The 20,102-nt window shown below is 42.0% G+C and carries 17 protein-coding genes; 7 read left to right on the top strand and 10 right to left on the bottom strand.

Going from position 1 to position 20,102, the window contains the following annotated elements; translation table 11 throughout:
- Nucleotides 1-125: 125 nt before the first annotated feature.
- A complete protein-coding gene (locus tag NST45_RS27705) occupies nucleotides 126-707 on the top strand; it encodes a TetR/AcrR family transcriptional regulator (RefSeq protein WP_036682330.1) in 582 nt (193 codons plus the stop codon).
- An 81-nt stretch (nucleotides 708-788) separates the two neighbouring features.
- A complete protein-coding gene (locus NST45_RS27700; protein WP_076099759.1) occupies nucleotides 789-1,508 on the top strand; it encodes a DUF4386 domain-containing protein in 720 nt (239 codons plus the stop codon).
- Between the two features lie 8 nt (nucleotides 1,509-1,516).
- Here the strand turns inward: NST45_RS27700 and NST45_RS27695 are convergent, their stop codons facing one another.
- The 8 genes from NST45_RS27695 to NST45_RS27660 all read right to left on the bottom strand — a co-directional run bounded on the left by NST45_RS27695 (nucleotide 1,517) and on the right by NST45_RS27660 (nucleotide 12,538).
- Complete coding sequence (locus tag NST45_RS27695) at nucleotides 1,517-2,101, bottom strand: Crp/Fnr family transcriptional regulator (RefSeq protein ID WP_036682333.1); 585 nt, start codon at nucleotides 2,099-2,101, stop codon at nucleotides 1,517-1,519.
- Nucleotides 2,102-2,115: 14 nt separating this feature from the next.
- Nucleotides 2,116-4,542: an RNA polymerase recycling motor HelD gene (gene helD, locus NST45_RS27690; RefSeq protein ID WP_076140596.1), complete on the bottom strand. Its 2,427-nt coding sequence runs from the start codon at nucleotides 4,540-4,542 to the stop codon at nucleotides 2,116-2,118.
- A 459-nt stretch (nucleotides 4,543-5,001) separates the two neighbouring features.
- Entirely contained in the window at nucleotides 5,002-6,588 is a 1,587-nt protein-coding gene (locus NST45_RS27685) for an ABC transporter substrate-binding protein (RefSeq protein ID WP_036682336.1), read from the bottom strand.
- Nucleotides 6,589-6,642: 54 nt separating this feature from the next.
- Complete coding sequence (locus NST45_RS27680) at nucleotides 6,643-7,524, bottom strand: carbohydrate ABC transporter permease (protein ID WP_036682338.1); 882 nt, start codon at nucleotides 7,522-7,524, stop codon at nucleotides 6,643-6,645.
- A gap of 40 nt (nucleotides 7,525-7,564) precedes the next feature.
- Nucleotides 7,565-8,485, bottom strand: a complete 921-nt coding sequence (locus NST45_RS27675; RefSeq protein WP_036682339.1) for an ABC transporter permease subunit — start codon at nucleotides 8,483-8,485, stop codon at nucleotides 7,565-7,567.
- Nucleotides 8,486-8,680: 195 nt separating this feature from the next.
- Nucleotides 8,681-10,261 (bottom strand): response regulator, encoded by a 1,581-nt coding sequence (locus tag NST45_RS27670; protein ID WP_306018805.1) that lies wholly within the window; start codon nucleotides 10,259-10,261, stop codon nucleotides 8,681-8,683.
- Nucleotides 10,262-10,266: 5 nt separating this feature from the next.
- Entirely contained in the window at nucleotides 10,267-12,003 is a 1,737-nt protein-coding gene (locus NST45_RS27665) for a sensor histidine kinase (protein WP_038573863.1), read from the bottom strand.
- A 100-nt stretch (nucleotides 12,004-12,103) separates the two neighbouring features.
- Nucleotides 12,104-12,538 (bottom strand): Lrp/AsnC family transcriptional regulator, encoded by a 435-nt coding sequence (locus tag NST45_RS27660; RefSeq protein WP_036682342.1) that lies wholly within the window; start codon nucleotides 12,536-12,538, stop codon nucleotides 12,104-12,106.
- A gap of 158 nt (nucleotides 12,539-12,696) precedes the next feature.
- Between NST45_RS27660 and NST45_RS27655 the strand changes: the two genes are divergently transcribed.
- The 5 genes from NST45_RS27655 to NST45_RS27635 all read left to right on the top strand — a co-directional run bounded on the left by NST45_RS27655 (nucleotide 12,697) and on the right by NST45_RS27635 (nucleotide 16,983).
- Complete coding sequence (locus NST45_RS27655) at nucleotides 12,697-13,161, top strand: VOC family protein (protein WP_076099761.1); 465 nt, start codon at nucleotides 12,697-12,699, stop codon at nucleotides 13,159-13,161.
- A 386-nt stretch (nucleotides 13,162-13,547) separates the two neighbouring features.
- Entirely contained in the window at nucleotides 13,548-14,135 is a 588-nt protein-coding gene (locus tag NST45_RS27650; protein WP_038573872.1) for a class I SAM-dependent methyltransferase, read from the top strand.
- A gap of 223 nt (nucleotides 14,136-14,358) precedes the next feature.
- On the top strand, nucleotides 14,359-14,901 hold the full coding sequence (locus tag NST45_RS27645; RefSeq protein WP_235219471.1) for a sigma-70 family RNA polymerase sigma factor: 543 nt from the start codon (nucleotides 14,359-14,361) through the stop codon (nucleotides 14,899-14,901).
- Nucleotides 14,894-16,054, top strand: coding sequence for a DUF4179 domain-containing protein (locus NST45_RS27640; protein ID WP_038573874.1), 1,161 nt, complete (start codon nucleotides 14,894-14,896; stop codon nucleotides 16,052-16,054). Before NST45_RS27645 ends, NST45_RS27640 begins: the two co-directional genes overlap by 8 nt.
- Nucleotides 16,055-16,077: 23 nt before the next feature.
- Nucleotides 16,078-16,983 carry a DUF5643 domain-containing protein gene (locus NST45_RS27635; protein WP_038573876.1) on the top strand — a complete coding sequence of 302 codons (906 nt, stop codon included), beginning with the start codon at nucleotides 16,078-16,080 and terminating at the stop codon, nucleotides 16,981-16,983.
- An 87-nt stretch (nucleotides 16,984-17,070) separates the two neighbouring features.
- On the opposite strand, the gene NST45_RS27630 is transcribed toward NST45_RS27635, so the two are convergent.
- Both NST45_RS27630 and NST45_RS27625 read right to left on the bottom strand, forming a co-directional pair.
- Nucleotides 17,071-18,288 (bottom strand): HAMP domain-containing sensor histidine kinase, encoded by a 1,218-nt coding sequence (locus tag NST45_RS27630; RefSeq protein WP_036682351.1) that lies wholly within the window; start codon nucleotides 18,286-18,288, stop codon nucleotides 17,071-17,073.
- 321 nt (nucleotides 18,289-18,609) lie between these two features.
- A complete protein-coding gene (locus tag NST45_RS27625) occupies nucleotides 18,610-19,992 on the bottom strand; it encodes an amino acid permease (RefSeq protein WP_036682353.1) in 1,383 nt (460 codons plus the stop codon).
- Between the last annotated feature and the right edge of the window lie 110 nt (nucleotides 19,993-20,102).

The following is a 20,102-nucleotide window of genomic DNA, read 5'->3' as shown; positions in this document are numbered from 1 at the left end:
ATGATGTCAACATAAATATTTGACGCCACCGACTTTCATTTGACAATTTATACGACTAGTTCTAGTATTATAAAATACTGTTCGGTAATCAATTATTGAAATCAAATATAAAGAGGGGTGTTATAATGGCTCGAACCCGTGAATTTGACGAGGAAAAAGTATTAGAATCAGCTATGGAGCTATTTTGGGAAAAGGGATATGAGGCTACCTCATTAAGTGATTTAACTTCCAGAATGGGCATTCAACGCCCCAGTATATACTCAGCTTTTGGAGACAAAAAAGAATTGTTCGAAGCTGCGCTACGTAAATATACGATGTCCCATGCTTCTCGTGTCCGAGCCCAACTTCAAAGCAATCCATCCGTGAAAAAAGCCTTTCGTAGTTTTTTTGAAGATGTGGTGGCGGAGGAGTATTCAGGCAGTGTGAACCGAGGATGTTTTTGCATCAATACAATGGTCGAGCTGGCACCTCATGATGAGAAATTCGAGATCCTTACAAGAGAACATCAAATGTATCTATCGGTCATATTTCAAGAAACTATTGAACGCGGTATACAATCAGGTGAGCTTAAGGGTGGTGTAAATGCGAAGGCCTTGGCACAGGCACTAATCGTATCGCTAATAGGGCTTACTGTACTCTTGAAATCTCGCCCAGAGCGATCCTTTGTTGATAACGCGATAACAATGATACTTACTTCGCTTGATTAAATTCAGAGTCTTGATTTAAGTCAATGCCCGACATAGTACTCCTAATTACAATGAAATAAAAGTCCTTTAGGAGGCTATCTTATGGCTATCTCAGAAAAAGACCTGTCGAATCAGCGCAAGTCCGCTTTAACAGCTGGAATATCACTGATCATCATGACCATTGCTTCATTTTTTTCATATGGCTTTGTCCATGGGACTCTTGTTGTGCAAGGCGATGCCAGTGCCACATTTATTAACATCGTATCTTCCAACAACCTTTTCAAAGGGGAAATCTTGGGCTGGATCATCATTATGATTGCTGACATTCTGGTCGCCTGGGCGTTTTATATGTTTCTAGAACCCGTCAACCAAAATCTTTCATTACTCGGCGCATGGCTCCGTTTAACCTATTCCGCTATATTGGCAATCTCTATCTTAACCTTGATATTTGTGCTGCTGTTCACGGGAAACACAAATGGCTTTTCCACATTAACAATCGAACAAACTCAAGCATTTATGATGTTATTTCTGGATGCATTTCAATTCATTTGGTCTATGGGGTTAGTCGTTTTTGGCGGGCATTTGTTAATAGTGGGCTATGTGGCTTTAAAATCCGATGTCATTCCTAAAGTAATCAGCATCCTGCTGCTGCTTGCTTCAATAGGCTATATTATCATTCATCTAAGCAAAATGTTTCTCACACAATATGAGGCAGTCATTACAACACTTAATTTTATTTTTACTATTCCTATGATTGTAGGAGAACTAGGCTTTGGGATATGGCTACTGCTTAGAGGTGGAAAAATCCCCAAAAGTGTATAACGATTTTGCTATTCATCACCGGAATGAACCCGCTTCTTAATTCTACTTAATGACTCTGGCGTAATCCCCAAATAACTGGCTAGTTGATGTTGGGGGACACGGGTAAGTAAATGAGGTCTTTTTTGTAACAAGGCTTTGTAACGTTCTTCAGGATTGGAAGCAATAAAGGAAGTCAACTCATCCTGAACCTCACCCAGGTTTTCCTCTACCATTTTGCGTATCATGGTTTCCAGCTGAGCGTGTTTATGGAGCATATCCTGTTCCGCATTAAGATCACCAACCACCAATATGCTGTCTTCTAGGCAGGTTAAGGTGTACGCTGAGGGTCTACTCTCTTGATGCCGATTAAAAATCGAAACCGCTTGCTCTTCCGTATAAAAATTAGATGTGACTTCTTTGCCCGATTCATCTACCGAGGACTGCCTCACACATCCCTTTAACACAAAAAAACATTTTGAGGGAACGTCTCCTTGTCTAAGGAGTACCGTTCCCTTCTTGTATTCCTCAATAGGAATACCTTCAACAATATCCTGCTGTTCCATTTCGTTAAGAGATGTAAATTTACTCATATACTTATACAATATGCTTTTCATTTATCTCTCCAATCTCATTGCACGACCTCATATAAAGATACCTCTAACCGCTGAATAAAGTGTGACCAATCACCCGTTGTGTACAGCAGAAGCCGATGCATCGCACGCGTACAGGCTGTATAAAAAAGCTTGCGTTCGCTTTCCCGATCATACGTCTGTGTGGAAGCATCATAAATCAGTACGGCGTCGAATTCAACCCCTTTTGCGAGATAAGCGGGAATTACTAAAATGCCCTTCTCAAAAGTGAGCGTCTCCTTCGTAATAAGCCGCAGAGCTTCGCATCCTTGTTTCTTTAATTCTTCATAGGCCGCACGGCTTTCAGCTGCAGTCTTGGTAATAACGGCAATAGAGTCGAGCCCTTCAGCCATCAGCGCCGCGAGATCCTCTTTAATTCTTATCGCCCGCTCTACGTCGCTACTCGCCTTCACTAGGAACGGCTTCTCACCCTCTCTTTCAAAAGGTACGATCTCCTCCTTAGGCAGCAACGCCTTCGTAAACTCCACAATCTGACGAGTTGATCGATAACTTCGAATTAGACGGATCAGGCTCGTTTCATCTTCCCCATAAAGCCGGATCAAAGGCGAATCCACCTCGTGCAAATTCGTTGCTTGCGGGAAAATCGCTTGGCCGAAATCGCCGAGCACAGTCATGCGCGCGCGGGGAAACAGCTGTTTGAGAAACGCGTATTGGAACGGCGAATAATCCTGGCCTTCATCGATAAACAGATGCCGCACCTCTGTGTTCATACGAGTCCCCTCGACAAGTTCTTTTAAATACAGGAATGGAGTCGCATCCTCGCAAAAGAGTTCATCGCGGCTCAGCTTTTCCTTCGTTTGCTTACAAATTTCCAGCCACTGAGCAGGTACCTCAGTCTCGTTCGTCATTCTTCGATAAATGACATCGTCGCTATATAACTGATTGTATAACCCAATCGTATCTATGAACTTAAGCCGTTTGGTATCCCGTCTCAGCGGTTTAAAGTGCTCCTTCACAATCATGCGGCGCAGCAGTTCTTCTTCCTGCAGACCAAAGTCAAAAACATTCTCTTCCCCTTGATCCTGATTAGGAAAATCCCCATAGTTCTCAAGATACTGAGTCGTAAAATCAAAGACGGCTTCTTCCCGCCGATATTTCTTAAGTATCTCACTGTAAGCTTCGGCATACTGATCGGTATCGAGGTAATCGAGTTCATCTTGAACCCAGAATGCCTCCTGTTCCTGACGCTCCAGCGAAGCCAACTGACGCAGTAGCCATTCACGCAATAAAACGATGCGATTAGCCAAACGAATGGAGCTATCATAGCTGTAAAATTGTGATTTCATCTGCTCCGCAGTAATCAACTCGCGATCCCGAAAACGGATACTATGAAACAACATCCCTTCCTTCCCTAACCACAACGCATAGTTTTGCAGAGCATGCAGAAAAGCTTCTGAAGCTTTATACTGCATTCCAGTTAGGCGCGCTTCATACTCTGGAGAAGCTTTGGACGTCAGTACAAATTCAATCTGCTCGAACGGGTCCTCTAAACGAACCGTAGATCCGAGCCAATAATCAACATACTCCTGAAAGGTTGTTTGCTGCATATTCTCCTCGCCAAGCTCGGGAAGCACCGTAGATACATAACTGTTAAACATCGGATTAGGCGAAAAAAGAACAATCTGATCTGCCTTGAGCCTATCACGGTGTTTATATAGTAAATAGGCTACCCGTTGCAGCGCTGCGGATGTTTTTCCGCTGCCCGCCGCCCCCTGCACAATTAGCATATGGCTACTGTCGTTGCGGATAATAGCGTTCTGTTCCTTCTGAATAGTCGCCACGATGCTCTTCATTTGTGAATCCGCACCCTTACCAAGCACCTGCTGAAGTAATTCATCACCGATCGTTAAGCTCGTATCGAACACGTTCTGAAGCTGACCCTGACGGATCTGGTATTGCCGCTTCAGCATCATTGTCCCCGAAATTTGTCCTCCGGGTGTATCGTAAGAGGCGGCGCCTGGCGAATGGTCATAATACATACTTGCAATAGGTGTCCGCCAGTCATATACCAGAAAGTTGACACCTTCTGCATCGATGAAAGACGCCACCCCGATATAGATTTGCTCATTAGAGTTCAATCCATCTTCTTGAAAGTCCATTCGTCCAAAATAGGGTGACGGCAGCAGCCGTTTCATGTTCTTATAACGCTGCATCCGTTGGCGGTGGCTACGCTCCCGCTCAGACAACAATGCTTCCTGCTGTTTTATACTGTAAAAGGTCTCCTCGAAATCCTCATGTGTGCTCGTATTGACCGTAACTTCCTCCCAAAACTGCTTGCGGATGTCCGTCACCTGTTCACGTAATCCTGTCACTTCCGGTTCCAGCTCGCCAATCTTTGATTGCAATTCTTCCGTGACCAAATCTAGCCGTTTCTGTTCTCCCTGCCAATCTTTTTCGTTTAACATTTTTACTAACACGCTCCTTTTCAAGGTTGTTATCAAGAAGCAAAAATACAAATTTGACAAACTGCTAATCCGCATGGTATTATTAATGTATAAATAAGATGTAGTAAATCTGTCTAAAATACACGTATTAACAGTGATCTTCTCATATTATCACGTTATTTCGTTGTGCGCAAATTATATATTAAGAAGAACCGGCAGCTCATGCTGGTTCTTCTTTTTTATTCCTTTTCACAAAGAGTATCCGTTCTCCTGAGTTTACTGATTTTCAGCCTTTAAAGCAGACTTTCGGACTCCAGTGCAGCTATTCTTTATCCTGAGCTTCATTCTAGGCATGTTTTAGGCTGATAGCGACTGTGGGGTCCGCTGTGTCCGATAGCGACTTCACCCGCGGATGAGTTCAATTAAACAGGGAGACCTAACAGCCATTTGATGACTGTTAGGTCTCCCTTATTCCTTATCTTATTTGTTTGCCAAAAAAGCATCAATTTGAGTTTGCAGTTCGGTTTGGATTTTATCAATGCCAGCGGACTTCAGTTGCTTGTTCAGATCTTCAAGGCCTTTATCGATATCTTTAATTACGCCGTATTCGAGCGGAATCGCATAACGGAGCATTACGTTACCAATGTTGGCAATTTCCGTTTTCACTTTGCTGTTATCGAATACAAAGGTTTCAAGCGCGTAGTGATAGACATTTGCTTCCCAGCCTTTAGCCAGATCGTTTGCTTCTTGCGGGAATGCTTCATTGTCACGGTTAAGTGGCGAGTTGAAGTTCCAGTTAGAGAAGCCCATAAAGTTCGGATTCTTTTCAAGTGCTTTATATTTGTCATCGCCAACCGCTTCGTAATGTACACCGCTAAGGCCGTACATCATCAGGTCGTGCAGTTCTTTATCATTTTGCATCAGATCGAGGAACATCAAGGAGCGTTCCACATTTCTGGAAGTAGCGTGGATCGAAGTACCGTTTTGTGTTGAAATTGCCACTGATTTCTTCTTGCCTTGGTTGATGTCAGCCAAAGCTACTTCATAAGGGGAATTCTCTTGGCGCATCAAAGCCATAAGTGCTCCAAGTGTTCCGTTGTTGTGTGTAATCGATGCTGTTTTGCCTGCTTTAAAATCGGCCTGATGATCATTTTTACTGTTAAGGACGTTTTTCGACCATGCATTGTTATCAGCAAGATCTTTGTAATATACGAGTAGATCTTTAAACTCTTGGGTTTCATATACGTTAAATACTTGCCCTTTTTCATCCGTCAATTTGAAAGCAAACGGAAGGTCGAGATCAAACATATTCCATTCGTTTTGCTGCTTCAGCAATACACGGTCCAAATTATGAAATTTCCAGTCTCCTGTTTCCGGAGTGAACGGTGTAATTCCTTTTTCGTTTTGCGCTATGGTTTTCAAGTAAGTGGCATACGCTTCTGGGCTGTTGATCTCAGGAAGATTGTATTTCTTACGCAAATCCTCACGGTACAAAATCAGTTTTTCAACGGATTCCCCTCTGTTTTGTGGAACCATGTACAGTTTGCCGTTTACTTTAGCCTGATCCCAGCTCACATCAGACATGGCTGCTAAAGTCTGCGGCATATATTTGGTAAGCAGCTCATCAGTCAATTCCAGGAATCCGCCTTTCAACGCCTGGTCATTGTAGCCAGCCCAGTTTGCCGAATAGATGAGGTCAAAATCTTCATTTGCTGCCAGCTTCAACGGATATTTTTGCGCCCAGTCCGACCAATCCAGGAACTCGCCCTCTACAGTAGCATTAATTTTTTCTTTCAGCTTTTTATTAATCTCAGCAAAAACGCTATCATAGTCTATCGGTTTAGGGCCAACAAAAATCATTTTCAGCTTCACTTCTTTTGAGGTATCAAGGGTGTCTGAGGTAGTTGCAGGTTCTGAGGTGTTCGTAGTGTCGCTTCCCCCCTCTGACGCATTATTTGTAGCCTGTGCAGAAGTATTAGCATTGTTGTTTCCACCACCACATGCACTTAGAATCATTACGAAGGTTAAAACGAGCGCTAGCATTATCAATCTATTTCTCTTCAGCATCTCAAGCCTTCCCCCTTGTGTTTAATTATATTGATAAACCGAGTGTCCCCGGGTTCATCCTTTCACAGCACCAATCGTCAAACCTTGGACAAAATACCTCTGCACGAATGGATAAGCCAGCAAAATCGGGCCAGTGGCCACAACTGTCATCGCCATTTTCAAACTCTCGGTTGGGATCGATGTCGTTACGACTGCCCCTGCACCCATCATCGCTTTGCGCATGCCATCCATATTGCCTAGCATTTTATACAAATAATATTGAAGCGGCATCAAGTTTTCATTCGATACAAACAGCAATGCATTGTACCAGTCATTCCAGTAGGCTAGCGCTAGAAACAATCCAATGGTAGCTAACGCCGGCTTGGACAGCGGCAGGATTAGACGAGCATAGATCTTAAAGTCGCCTGCGCCGTCAATTTTTGCTGATTCTACAATCGCTTCCGGAATGCTGCCCATAAAAGACTTCATAACAATGATATAAAAGACATTGAGCATCATCGGAACCACTAAGGCCATCAGCGTATCCTTCATATGCAGGTAGTTGACCATAAGCAGATACCACGGAACTAAACCGCCGCTGAACAAAGTCGTAAAGAAAAAGAAAAATGAAAATTTATTGCGCCACTTAAAATCTTTTCGGGATAGCGCATAAGCAGTCATCGAAGTCAGAAACAAGCCAAGCACCGTGCCGAGTATAGTAACCCCTATTGTCACTATATAGGCTTGAATCATCTGTTCGGGATACTTAAACAAAATGCTGTAGGCCTCGGTTGAGAAGGCCGTCGGTATAAATTGATAACCATCCGTTAGGATTTTGGTTTCTTCCGTAAAGGATGAAGATACGACAAGTATAAAAGGGAAAATACATAAAACTGAGAGAAAAATCAGGGACACATAACCAATACCTGAAAATATTTTACGATCGAGCTGCTTCATATCGTTACCTCCATTATGAAAGACTTAACTCCTGATACGATTAGAACAGAGCGCGGTCTTTGTCGTATTTACGGACAGCATAGTTCACTGACATGATCGTCGCAAAGCCAAGAACGGACTGGAAAACACCAGCTGCAGCTGACATGCCGATATCATTCGAAGTAATCAGTGACCTAAATACGAAAGTGTCGATAACGTCTGTCGAGGAGAACAGCAAGCCGTTGTTGCCGATCATATTATAGAACATCCCGAAATCACCACGGAAAATATTTCCGACCGCCAGCAGCACCAGAATAATAATCGTCGGATACAAATTTGGAATGGTTACTTTCATAATTCGCTGAAAAATATTAGCCCCATCAATTTCGGCCGCTTCATACATTTCTGTATCTATCCCCGTAATCGCAGCCAAGTACATTACCGTTCCGTATCCGAGACTTTTCCATGCAGAAACTATAACCAGGATATACGGCCAATAGGAAGGTGTATTATAAATATCGACAGGCTGGAGTCCGATACCTCTGAGCAAAGCATTCACGGTGCCAATATCATAATTGAGCAGGTTATAAGCAATCGCTCCGACAACGACCCATGAGATAAAGTAAGGCAGGAACAACGCCGATTGTGTGATTTTGCGGAACCATTTACCACCGACCTCAAACAACATAATCGCTGCAAAAATTTGCAAACTGTTATTGACGACGATAAACGCAATGTTATATAGTGCTGTATTTCGTGTTACCCGCCAAGCATCGCCTGATTCAAAGAAAAAGCGGAAGTTGTCGAGTCCGTTCCAGGCACTTCCAAAAATACCGCCCGCGTAATCGTAATGCTTGAAGGCAATAATAATACCCGCCATCGGGACGTAGGCAAACAGAAGGAAAAAAGCAACCGCCGGAGCCAGCATCAGCAAGAGAACCCTGTAATTTTTCAAATCGCTCCAAAATGTATGCCCTTTCATCTTTGCACCCCTCTCTTCTCTATATCTCTCATTATAAAAGGGCGGAGACGCTTAGATAATTCAGCGAAACAACTAAACATAATACTAATTCAACGATTCGACAAAAAAAGGTTAGCGGATAAACCAAAAACACCCGGCAGCGATTCTCCAATAACAGAAAAATCATCGCCGGGTTTTCATTTCACCGCTGTTTTGTTAGATTTTATTTTTCTTCCGGTACTCGCCGGGCGACATGCCCATGTAGTGCTTGAACTGTCTGTTAAAATAAATAATATTTTTATATCCGGCTTGTTCCGCAATCTCATACACTTTCTTAGTCGGATCTTCGAGCAGCTCGCATACCCGTTTCATCCGTAATTCACTTAAAAAATCGCTGAATAAACTGTTGGTTTCAAGCTTGAACAAATGACCCAGATAGTTAGGCGTAAAATCGAAGTGGGCGGCCACTTCGTTCAGCGTTATTTTTTGATCTAATCTTTCTTTCACATATTCCGTGATTTCATCAATTAACTTCCGCTTTTGTCTTTGCCGTTTCAAATAAAGCAGCTCCGACAACTCAAAGAACCTTCTTCTCAGCCACGAGAGAATATCATGCACCGTTTCGAACTGAAACAGCACAAAGGGATGATGCGAATCCCAATTTAAAATCTCGTATAGATGCTCGTTCATTTGCTGCAGATCGGCATGAAGCTTGGAGGTAATTCGAATAATGATATCGTAGATGTCGTTTTTCTGGGAGAGCGGACTGTCCCCGGCAAACAGCTTCAGCAAACAATCATCAATGGTGGTAAGGTCGTAGTCGAGCATCGCTTTAAGCATCCGGTCCACAATAACCTCTAAATCTGAGGCGATTTTTTCCTTCGGGCTCCATTCCGAAGCATCTTGGATGATTCTGTTTTTCCCAACAATCCATTTAATACTTAAAGCAGCCTGAGCTTGCCGATAGGAATCATGCAGCTTACCCAGTTCTGTTGTGTACATCCCTCTTCCAATCGTAATTGAACAGGAGAACTCCTGATAGAATGACCGAATGAGCTCTTCCATCAAAGCGGTAAAATATTGTTCCTGAACCGCAGCTAGGATCACAAAATGATAGTCATAGGTTGTGATGACCATGCCTAAATTTTGATCTTGCGCGAACTTCCGGATAAACTGATTGGCGGTGCTGCTCCATAAACTCCGCTCTTCTTCCGTCCAAGTTTGGATTTTCCGTGCCATATCGTCGATCTCGACGATGGCGACCGCCGACGCGCCTTGTAAGTATAACGTGAGAACGTTGTGAATGTGCGTCTCGACCTGCCCCGGGGCAGTCTCGTTAAACCAGCGCAGCAGCAGCTCCTGATTCACAAGCGTCAGTGTTTCCGACAAGGAAATATGCTGCTTCCTCTCCTTCTCAATCTTGGCGCAGAGTTCAGTCAGCGTCTTATTCAACTCGTCATCATCGACGGGTTTAAGCAAATAACCGGAGGCATTTAATTGAATCGCCTCTTTGGCATAGTTGAAATCCTGATGTCCGCTAATAAAAAGCAGATGGACCTCAGGGTTAATCTCCTTCGCTTTCCGGGCAAATTCCACACCTGACATAATCGGCATGCGGATATCGGAGAGAATGATATCAACGCGGTGCTGCTCCATCATTTTTAAAGCGGAAAAACCGCTCGTTGCCGTTCTCACGCTATGCAAAGGCAAATGATCACTGCCCGCCACCCGCCGTCTCAGCCATTCCAAATCGATCACTTCATCATCCACCAGCAGAACGTTGATCTCCATCGCCATACTATTTACTCCCCCATAACTTCCCGGATTTCCGCATTATCCACCGGTAAGATAATTTGAACGGTCGTTCCTGCCCCAAAGTAACTGCCGATATGAATGCCGAAATCATTGCCGTATCTCAGCTTGATTCGTTCCTCCACGTTTCTCAGTCCATAGCTGCTCGAATGGAATGAGCTCGAACGCATATTTCGCAGTGTGTCCGCCCGCATACCAATTCCGTTATCGATGACCTTAAGCTCGATGCGTTCACCCAGCCGTTTTCCGGTAATCCGGATCGCAATCGTCTCCCCAAACCAAGCATGCTTGAATATATTTTCTACAAATGGCTGCAAAATCAGCTTGATGATGGGAACCTGTAAAATATCAGGATCAATATCATAATAAACCTCAAAAGCATCGGCATACTTTACCCTCTGAATTTCAAGGTACATCCTTACCTGCTCCAGCTCTTTTTCAAGAGAGATATAGACATGTCCTTCATTCAAGGTGAGGCGATAGAATTTAGAAAGACCTTGTACCATCTGTGTAACCTTCTCAACTTCGCCCAAATTGGCCAAGCTGCCAATGGTCGACAATGTATTGTACAAAAAGTGCGGACTGATCTGAGCTTGAAGCACATCCAGTTCTGCTTGCTTTTTCTGAATACCTTGCTCATAGACGTTCTGGATCAAGTCCTGGATGCTAGTCGCCATCTGATTAAAACTATTAGCAATGTAGACAAATTCATCGTTCCCGGCAAACCCAATTCTTTTATAAAAATTCCCTTCCTGAAACGACCGGACCAAATATACGATTCGCTTAATTTTTTTGCCTGATATGCGGGCAACGAGGAAGCCGATCACCGCCATGACTAAAAAGCTGATCAAACAAACAGTGGTGATCACCTTCTGCATTCGGCTAGCATCTTTATTTAAGTATGCACGCGGCACCCGTACCTCGATAGCATAGTCAGACAACGGAATATCTTCACTAATGATCAGATAAGCATCTTGCTTCGCATGTTCATCGACAATACCTTGTTCATAAAGCGTTAATCCACTAACCCTATCCACTAGGCGAAGGTCTATGCCCTGTTCAATTGGAAAGGTATCGAAATTGCCAAAAAGCTCGTCAATTCTCGCCGTGACACGAATATAACCAATAATCGACGGGCCTCCCTTGGAAGAAACCAGCTTGCGGAAATACGAAATATTGCTTAGTTCACTGTCGCTGTCCGCCTGAAGCCACAAGCTGTCTTTGTTATTGGCAACGATCGACTTGAACCATTCCTTATTTTCAATAACCTGATCAGAAAGAATATAATAATCGCTTCTACCGATAGGTACAGACATATCATCACCGGGGATTTCAAGCATCGTCTCATTCGCGGTATAAAGCACAAGTCTCAGATTGTTCCCATACAATTGCAGAGGGGCTTTCATATAAGGAACGATGTCATCCCTCATTTTGAGCATGTTTTCCAATGCATCTCCCCTAAACTGCAGAGCATTCTGAAAATTCGTATTGAGAAACAGCGAGTTAGTCATTCGTTTGATTTCATCTGTCTGATATTCGATATTGTTCCTCGTCTGCTTCAAAGCTGTCCGGACATTCGTTTCCGCCATTTCCGTTCTGGACTCTACGAGCATCGTATAAGCTATATAACCCACCAATACATCTGTCAGCAATACTAGAATGAGGTACGGTATCATCATCTTATAGGTGAACGGAATATACTTTTTACTAAATAAAAATCTCTCCATACCCATGCTCCCTTGTATCCGAGTCAATGCTAACGTTGTTTTCATCCATTCTACAATGGAATGAAAGCGGTTACTAGATATTGTGTTTGGAAAATGGGCTTTAGAGCAACACCCTGTTTTCCAATATATTTTTCAGACTGATATGAGATTTTGAAGGTCCAAACTTTATAAGGTTGTCTTGGAATTCAGCTAACTCCTCAATCGACGCGGTTTGCACCTTTATGAGATAATTATATTCACCGCTAATCCGATATAAATCGGTAACTTCCATAGCATGTTTGCAAAAATCCGTAATCTCTTGGCAATGTTCTGTTTTTAATAGAATAAACGTAGTTGTGCCCCGATCCAGATCTCGTAGATTAAAAGCTGTATGATACCCAGAAATGATATTCCTTTCCTCCAGCTTGATCATTCGTTCTTTAACAGAGGGTTGTGACATCGAAACCTCTTTGCTGATTTGTGAAATGGACATTCGGGCATTGTACTGAAGTAATTGCATAATCTTTTTATCAATGTCATCTATAAGTTGTTCCATAGCAAGCGCCTCCTAGACCCATTTTATAAAATAAACTGATTCCACTAAAATACCATAAATTTAATAACCATATTACTACAAAACACTTATCTTATATATATATCTCATATTTTAATACAACTATAATAAATATATATTAAAGTTGGGAGCGATTATAAATGAGTGTAAAAGGCCTTGCACATGTAGCAATTCAAGCCAAAGACTATAAAGCAACTATTTCATTCTATATTGACGTTTTAGGATTTAAGCTAGGTCATCATTGGAGTCTGCCATCCTTTCAGATCAAAGAAGCCTCCATGCTGATTTCACCTGACCAAAGAACCTGTATTGAGGTTTTTGATAATGATGCAGTCATCGCCGCTCAAGGAAAAAAAGCTTTGTCTGATGAAGATATAGCGCACGGAGCGTTATTACATCTTGCCTTCTATGTAGATAATGTAGAGGAGATGTATCAAAAAGCCCTGGCACATGGGGCAAAAGCTTTTATAGCACCGGACTCTCTGTCTCTGGGCGAACCGCCTCTTCTAATAAAAAACGCGATCATTCACAGTCCCAATGGAGAAGTTATTGAATTTCTTGAAGAGGTTGATTTTGATATTTCCAGCAAAGTTCATGTAGAATAAACGCTAGGGAGGGTTATGAATTATAAAACATACCATTCTCAGTAAAAAGTCGCTTTTCCTCTTAATTTTTTTGATATTTCTTATAGGAGTCTACTTTTTATTCTTTGGACTTCCGTGGAAGTCTCTGGCTTTAAAAAAGCAATTTGAAATCTATTTAGAAGATAAATATCAAATCGATTTCCAGCTGGGTAAGATGGATTTTGATTTTATACATCGCACTTACCTTTCTTATGCCCATCCAGTAAATGATCCCACTCTGATTTTTTATGTAGGTCAAGATATTGAAAGCAAGGAAATTCAGGATCTTTATAAATATCAAGTTGATAAACGAAATGCTGGGAGAAAGTAAGAGAATTTGAAGCCAACTTCTAGCAGATGAAGAAGGAATGATCGTATTGATTGTGATTCAAGCCATCGCTTGGCTCATCGCCTTCGCAGCCTTGTTATCCATGGTGTCGATTGTGCTGGTGAGCTGGAGGAACGGGATATCGCCGATGCCTACGTCAAAATCTGTACGCTCGGCTGTTGCCGTTGAGGTGAATCGGATTCCGGGATATAGCAGCATTGTGGAGGCGGGATCGGGTTGGGGAACACTTGGTATGGATGTTATTCGCCAATGTCCAGGCAAAAGGCTGACAGGCATTGAAAATTCCAGTATTCCCTTATGGACATCCCAGCTGCTTACTAGGTTCGGCACACGTATGCTGCGAGCAGCCAAAGGCCAGAATCTACTCCACGGAAGGCTCCGTTATGTACGTGGGGATATTTATAGCAGTTCTTACGAGCATGCGGATATTGTTCTTTGTTACTTATTTCCCGGAGCGATGAAACGGCTGGCGGAAAAGTTCAAGCGTGAGCTACTGCCGGGTGCGGTGGTTATTAGCATTTGTTTTGCCCTTCCAGGCATGCAGCCTGTCCGTACCATAACATGCACGGACACACTGCGTACCAAGGTATATGTATACACTTTTTAATTCAGGATTACCCCACTACTTCTTTTCAGTTAAGGTGGTAATTCTGGATTTTTTTCAGTTTATCCACTTGAAACTCCCCTTGCCAAAACAATGAATTGCACGGACTTTATACCACTACCGAGGTAAGTGATTTGTCCAGGAGAATGAATTTTATCCTAAATATAACTTTTTGTATGTCTTCTCCATCTAATTATACAGAGGGCCCTCAAGGAGGAAAAATCATTTGCTGGAAAACGAACTGGATATCAAAAAAGCGCAGAAAGGCGACCACGAGGCGTTTACCCGTCTTTTCAGGCAACTGGAATCCCAGTTGTACAGATTAGCCAAAACCATTCTGCTAAAAGATGAAGATTGCGCGGATGCTCTTCAGGAAACAACACTGAAGGTGTATAAAGGGTTGGCCAACCTTAAGCAGCCTAAGTTTTTTAAAACCTGGGTTATACGCATCCTGATTAATGAATGCAATCAGTTACTTCGTATGCGAGAACGAACTATAGCTGTGGCGGAAATTCCCGAGGAACCGGTCGTTTCCTATGTGCATTTTGAAGATTCAGGCAACGTAGACCTGCAAAGCTTCATTAATCAGTTGGACGAATCCCTGCGGCTTGCTATCGTGCTTTTTTATTATGACGATTTATCCATTAAGCAGATTGCAGATGTGCTCGACATCTCCGAGGGAGCGGTCAGGGCACGACTCCATCGCGCACGGAGATTGTTGTCCAAACAGATACATCCTGTGCCGGAGGAGGGTCTTGCTAATGAATAATAACAATTTAGAAAAGCAGATCAGGGAGCTAGGGAAAGCTAATATACAGGAGCTTCCTCCTTTACTACGATCACGGCAGGATTCGATTTATGCATCGCTGGCCACCATTGTCCAGGATCCTGTGGAAAAGGAAAAGAAAAAGCGGATTTATCCAAAAATCACAGCTGCTGTGACTGCGGCGATATTGTTAAGTGTTATGCTAACGGCTATCTATCCGCCTACGTTGGCCAATGCGCTCAAGCAGCTTCCCTTGATAGGTGGTATTTTTGAACGGGCAGATGATATAGGATTACAAGCGGCCCAGCGTCTGGGACTGACTTCCCGTCTAAACAGCAGTGATACGCATGAAGGGATCACCTTGTCTGCCGAAGAGGCTGTATTTGATGGCAGCCGGTTGGCATTCTCGGTGAAGCGTGAGGGAGAAGAACTGGAAGGTAAGCTAGCCGGAGTAACGATTGGAGCGGATGGGAAGCCTTTTCTAGCGGAAGGTGCGATAACCTCTGCAGAAGTATTGATCGACGGGGCTTCCCTGGAGAAATTTTCAGAAGGTCTCTGGAAAGCTATGCCGTTTCTAAGCTGGATAGAAGGTGCTGAAAGCAACACAGCTATTTTTAGACTAGTGGATTCCTCGAATTCGGGGATCTCCAACAAACCTTTTCCTGATCGATTTGTATTGACCGTAACCCTTGACTTAAACGGTATTGATGAACCGTTTGTTCTCCAAATTCCTGCGCGGAAGGCTACGATTAATAAAATTTCCACACCTGATATACGCGCACAAGTTGGAGGATGGAGTTTGATCCTGAAAAAGCTGGAATATAGTCCATTAACGACACGCCTGTCGCTCATGCTGGAACAGGATACAGACGAAGATCATACAGCATTGAGTTTAGTGGGCTTTGAAGTAAAGGATCAACAAGGACAGGTGCTGAAAGATATTTCGCAGAAAGTCCTCTCGACTTCCAATAGGTCACTTAATGTCGATTTGCTTACTGAGCCATTTGAGAAACACCCTAATATGCTCACAATCCGTGGCTATCTTTATGAGTTTGAGAACCCACAAAGTAAGAATGGAGCATTTAAAACAGACAGTTCTGGAAACCCAGTGAAGCATTATATTGACGGTCTAGAGATAAACGTGCTAGTTAAATAAAAATTAAGGAGCTTGATAATATCATGAAAAAAACGACTAAGAAGATGTCTGTAATTTTAAGTGCTGCTGTATGCCTAGGAGCGTTGGGAATGCCAGCTTTAACCCAAGCATCCAGTGCTCAACCCGCTGTTGAAGCTTCCCTGAATACAACAAAAGTGGCCGATTCACACGATCAGCTTACTTTAAAGGGCAGTGCACAGTTTGACGGTAATTATATTAAGATCGACCTGAGCCGTGAGGGATCGCTATTTTCAGGAATGCTCGCAGGAGTAACCTTAAATGATAAAGGCGAACCCTATCTTGCAGAAGGTACTATTGTGGGAATAGACGCCAAGCTCGCTCAACCAGGAGGCATCGATTTAAAAACACCACGCTGGATCAGTGACGGAGATGCCAACAAGGCGGTTGTTGTATTGCAGACCGGATGGCTAACCGAGCAACAAAAGGCAAGCCTGGCTTCCTCTGAATTGAGTATCTATGTGAAGCTTAACGGAATCGAAAACCCGTATGTACTTAAATTTTCCCTCAAGCAAGCAGGATTAGTGCGTAATATTCAGCTACCTGCTATAAAGAAAGACAACCAATTTGAAATCAAAACCACCCGTGTTGCTGCGGGAGAGACTTCTGTGCGTATCGCTTTAGCGGTTAAAGGGGTTGCCACCCAAGGCCAGGCTTTAGGATATGACATTTATGATAATCTGGGCAATAAATTAGAATCTATTGCAAGAGATTCTATTGCAGCAACTCAAAATACGGTTTCTGAAGATTTATTGTTCGAAGCGCCTCGCTCAGCCGCTGAATATCTAGTTATCAGACCTTATCAAGCCGTATTTGAAAAAGGCAACACCGGGGCCTATAAATTAGATGCCAAAGGCAATGTAGTTAAAAATTATAACAAGCAACTGGAGATCAAAATCCCTCTAAAATAATCGTTAACGCAGCTAGGAAAAGGGGATTACCTCTCCAGCCGAAGGCTTGAGGTAATCCCCTTTGTTCAATTGAAAGAAGGCTCATTATTACTGATCATTTATAGCTAAAAAGCGGATAGTAGCTGTTGTCCCCTTACCTTCAGAGCTACTATAATAAATTTCCCCGCCGTATTTTTCTACGATATTAAAGCAAATCATTAATCCTAAACCTGTTCCATTACTTTTTAATGAATAAAAAGGAGTGCCTAGCGACTTAACCTCAGCTTCCGACATCCCGCTTCCTTCATCGATGATTGTTATCTCAATAAAATTATTGTTCCTATTCGCCATAATAGAGACAGATTTACCAACTTCCGAAGCCTCTAAAGCATTTTTTATTATATTAATAAGCAGCTGCTTAAATTCAATTTTATTAATAGAAATCATGCAATCTTCTTCTACGTAGGTAACGATTTGATTATCAGATAACATTGCGTAGGAATGGAGCAATCCTGTAACACTTTCAAGTACATCCTTCACATCTACTTTTTCTAATTTTTGCTCTCCATTTGGCTTTGAAAGGGTTAGAAATTGCGAGATAATCTGTTCTACTGTGTTTAATTCATCAATCATTAATTTAAATTTTCTTTTCATAGGATCATCAAATGAAGGATCCTCATCAAAAAACTGCAAAAAACCTCTAACCACTGTCACTGGATTTCTAATTTCGTGCGCAACGGCAGCTGTTAATTGTCCAACCATCTTTAAACGCTCAGATTGCTGTAATTGTTCATAATAAAGCTGCTGTTTTTTCATCCGTTTAAATGATATTTGAAAAATGAAAAATAATAACACTTGAACCGCTATTATATTAATGAAATTGCCTAGCATATCATAATGTAAATATGTATATAAATCCCCTCTATCAATCAAGAGGATATAGCCAAATGTAACTACCATTAGTACCCCATTTATAATGAAGGAAAAATAGAACAATTTTAAATCAAAAAATAGAATAGACAGTGCAGGAATAAGACAAATGAGGATATAGGTAGTCCATGTTTGAGGATATAAAAAGAATAGCGTATAAAAATACGCAAATCCAAATAGAATGATAATCTTTCTAAAAGTATGTGTCTCATGCTTAGGGTAAATCCATAAACAAACCGTTAGAAACGCCACACATAAAAAATGAATGATATAACCAAAATCAATCCCATCTAACTCTAGGGTAGATAGTATCAATCCAAACATCATAAGAACGATGATCATTAACATTAATATGTAATAGGTTTTTCGATTCACCCGACTGTAGAACTCTCTCATGAATTCACCACTTTTAAATTGATTTTACCATTACGATAGTTATCTTACTTGTAAACTTATTGTCGAAATAAGAATTATATCAGTTGAAATAGTAATAAACAATAACTGAAAAAAACTGTAAACTCGATGATATTATAGTTTGTAAAAAACTAAAAAACCGGGAGATACCATTTTAACAGTATCTTCCGGTTTTCTGTTTAACTTTGCATATTCTTTAAGCAAACGTCCATGTAGGAACGCTTGAAACCGGCAAGGGCTCCCTGCCCAGTCGCGGTTGAATATAACCACGGCTTCTGCGCCGGTTAAAGCTTTCCTCATAAACTAGAGAGGTGTTTCGGTCCTGATTATTTTATTATCTCTTTCCCTCTTTCTTCTATTTATCGAATACAAAACAAATAATAAAATAAACCATAAAGGCGTCAACAATAATGCCGGACGAGTTTCATCAGCAAACAGCATAATTATGAGTATGATTGCAAACAAGGCTAGAACAACATAATTCACAAAAGGTGTGAACGGTGCCTTGAATTTTGATTTGGCCTGCAATTCCGGCTTCGTCTTTTTATATCGCAAATGGCAAATTAGAACGACGCCCCAAACCCAGATGAAACAAATGGCACTAATCGTTGTCACGATGCCAAAGGCCGTCTCCGGAATCAGCTTACTCAACAAAGCCCCTACAGATAAGACAAGCGTGGATATGAATAAAGCATTACTTGGTACATGATTTTTATTAAGCTTTGCAAAGTTGGCTGGAGCCTGGTCATTTCTGCTTAGATTGTATAGAATCCGGCTTGTTGAGAACATCCCGCTGTTACAAGCGGAAGCAGCTGAAGTTAATACAACGAAATTAATAACCCCCGCGGCAATCGGAATCCCCACTAAACTAAATGTTTTAACAAAAGGACTTTCTGCCGGGTTTAGTTCTGTCCAAGCGTTGATGCATAATAAGGCAATAATAGCACCCACGTAGAAAAATAGAATTCGTAAAGGTATTTTATTAATCGCCGATGGGATAGTTTTTTCTGGATTGGATGTTTCCGCTGCTGATACCCCCACCAATTCCACACCCACAAAAGCAAACACAACCATTTGAAATGAAAGTAAGAACCCGGAAATCCCGTTTGGAAATACTCCCCCATGTGCCCAAATATTACTGAGCGCAACCGTTCCGGTAGTTGTTTTGAATCCAATCACCAGTAAAACTACCCCTATGGCAATTAACGCGAGAATAGTGATTACCTTAATTAAAGCAAACCAAAATTCCAATTCGCCAAAGCTTTTTACAGTTAATAAATTGAGTCCTAATAAAATAATTAAACAAATGACTGCGGGTATCCATTGCGGGATATCAAACCAATATTGTACATAGACCCCAACAGCTATAATATCGGCCATAGCCGTCATGATCCAGCAAAACCAATAGGTCCATCCAGTTACAAACGCCGCCCGCGGTCCAAGATAATCTTCGGCAATGTCTGTAAAAGATTGATAACCTGCTTTTGACAACAGAAGTTCTCCCAATGCCCTCATCACAAAGAAAATAGCGATACCCACGATTAAATAAGCAAAAATGATCGATGGTCCTGCCAGCTGTATAGCTTTTCCAGATCCTAGAAATAATCCGGTACCGATGGTTCCACCAATCGCAATGAGCTGAACATGTCGATTCTCTAAATCTCTCTTTAATTCTTGTGCTGCCATTTCGAACTCCCCCTTATGTGAAAAAAATAACAAGTAAAAATGATAACAAAAAAGAGATTGGATACGCTCCAATCTCTTAGGTATAAGAATAATAAATAAAATACATTTAT

The organism is Paenibacillus sp. FSL R7-0163, from assembly GCF_037969975.1.
GTDB lineage: Bacteria > Bacillota > Bacilli > Paenibacillales > Paenibacillaceae > Paenibacillus_AQ > Paenibacillus_AQ odorifer.
This window is presented reverse-complemented; position numbering and strand designations above follow the sequence as displayed.

What these genes read in the sequence shown, in the direction of transcription:
- NST45_RS27700 (WP_076099759.1), top strand. Translation starts at nt 789, where the DNA reads ATGGCTATCTCAGAAAAAGACCTGTCGAATCAGCGCAAGTCCGCTTTA.
- NST45_RS27665 (WP_038573863.1), bottom strand. Translation starts at nt 12,003, where the DNA reads ATGGAGAGATTTTTATTTAGTAAAAAGTATATTCCGTTCACCTATAAG.
- NST45_RS27670 (WP_306018805.1), bottom strand. Translation starts at nt 10,261, where the DNA reads ATGGCGATGGAGATCAACGTTCTGCTGGTGGATGATGAAGTGATCGAT.
- NST45_RS27640 (WP_038573874.1), top strand. Translation starts at nt 14,894, where the DNA reads ATGAATAATAACAATTTAGAAAAGCAGATCAGGGAGCTAGGGAAAGCT.
- NST45_RS27655 (WP_076099761.1), top strand. Translation starts at nt 12,697, where the DNA reads ATGAGTGTAAAAGGCCTTGCACATGTAGCAATTCAAGCCAAAGACTAT.
- NST45_RS27675 (WP_036682339.1), bottom strand. Translation starts at nt 8,485, where the DNA reads ATGAAAGGGCATACATTTTGGAGCGATTTGAAAAATTACAGGGTTCTC.
- NST45_RS27705 (WP_036682330.1), top strand. Translation starts at nt 126, where the DNA reads ATGGCTCGAACCCGTGAATTTGACGAGGAAAAAGTATTAGAATCAGCT.
- NST45_RS27650 (WP_038573872.1), top strand. Translation starts at nt 13,548, where the DNA reads ATGATCGTATTGATTGTGATTCAAGCCATCGCTTGGCTCATCGCCTTC.
- NST45_RS27685 (WP_036682336.1), bottom strand. Translation starts at nt 6,588, where the DNA reads ATGCTGAAGAGAAATAGATTGATAATGCTAGCGCTCGTTTTAACCTTC.
- NST45_RS27660 (WP_036682342.1), bottom strand. Translation starts at nt 12,538, where the DNA reads ATGGAACAACTTATAGATGACATTGATAAAAAGATTATGCAATTACTT.
- NST45_RS27630 (WP_036682351.1), bottom strand. Translation starts at nt 18,288, where the DNA reads ATGAGAGAGTTCTACAGTCGGGTGAATCGAAAAACCTATTACATATTA.
- NST45_RS27625 (WP_036682353.1), bottom strand. Translation starts at nt 19,992, where the DNA reads ATGGCAGCACAAGAATTAAAGAGAGATTTAGAGAATCGACATGTTCAG.
- helD (WP_076140596.1), bottom strand. Translation starts at nt 4,542, where the DNA reads ATGTTAAACGAAAAAGATTGGCAGGGAGAACAGAAACGGCTAGATTTG.
- NST45_RS27635 (WP_038573876.1), top strand. Translation starts at nt 16,078, where the DNA reads ATGAAAAAAACGACTAAGAAGATGTCTGTAATTTTAAGTGCTGCTGTA.
- NST45_RS27695 (WP_036682333.1), bottom strand. Translation starts at nt 2,101, where the DNA reads ATGAAAAGCATATTGTATAAGTATATGAGTAAATTTACATCTCTTAAC.
- NST45_RS27680 (WP_036682338.1), bottom strand. Translation starts at nt 7,524, where the DNA reads ATGAAGCAGCTCGATCGTAAAATATTTTCAGGTATTGGTTATGTGTCC.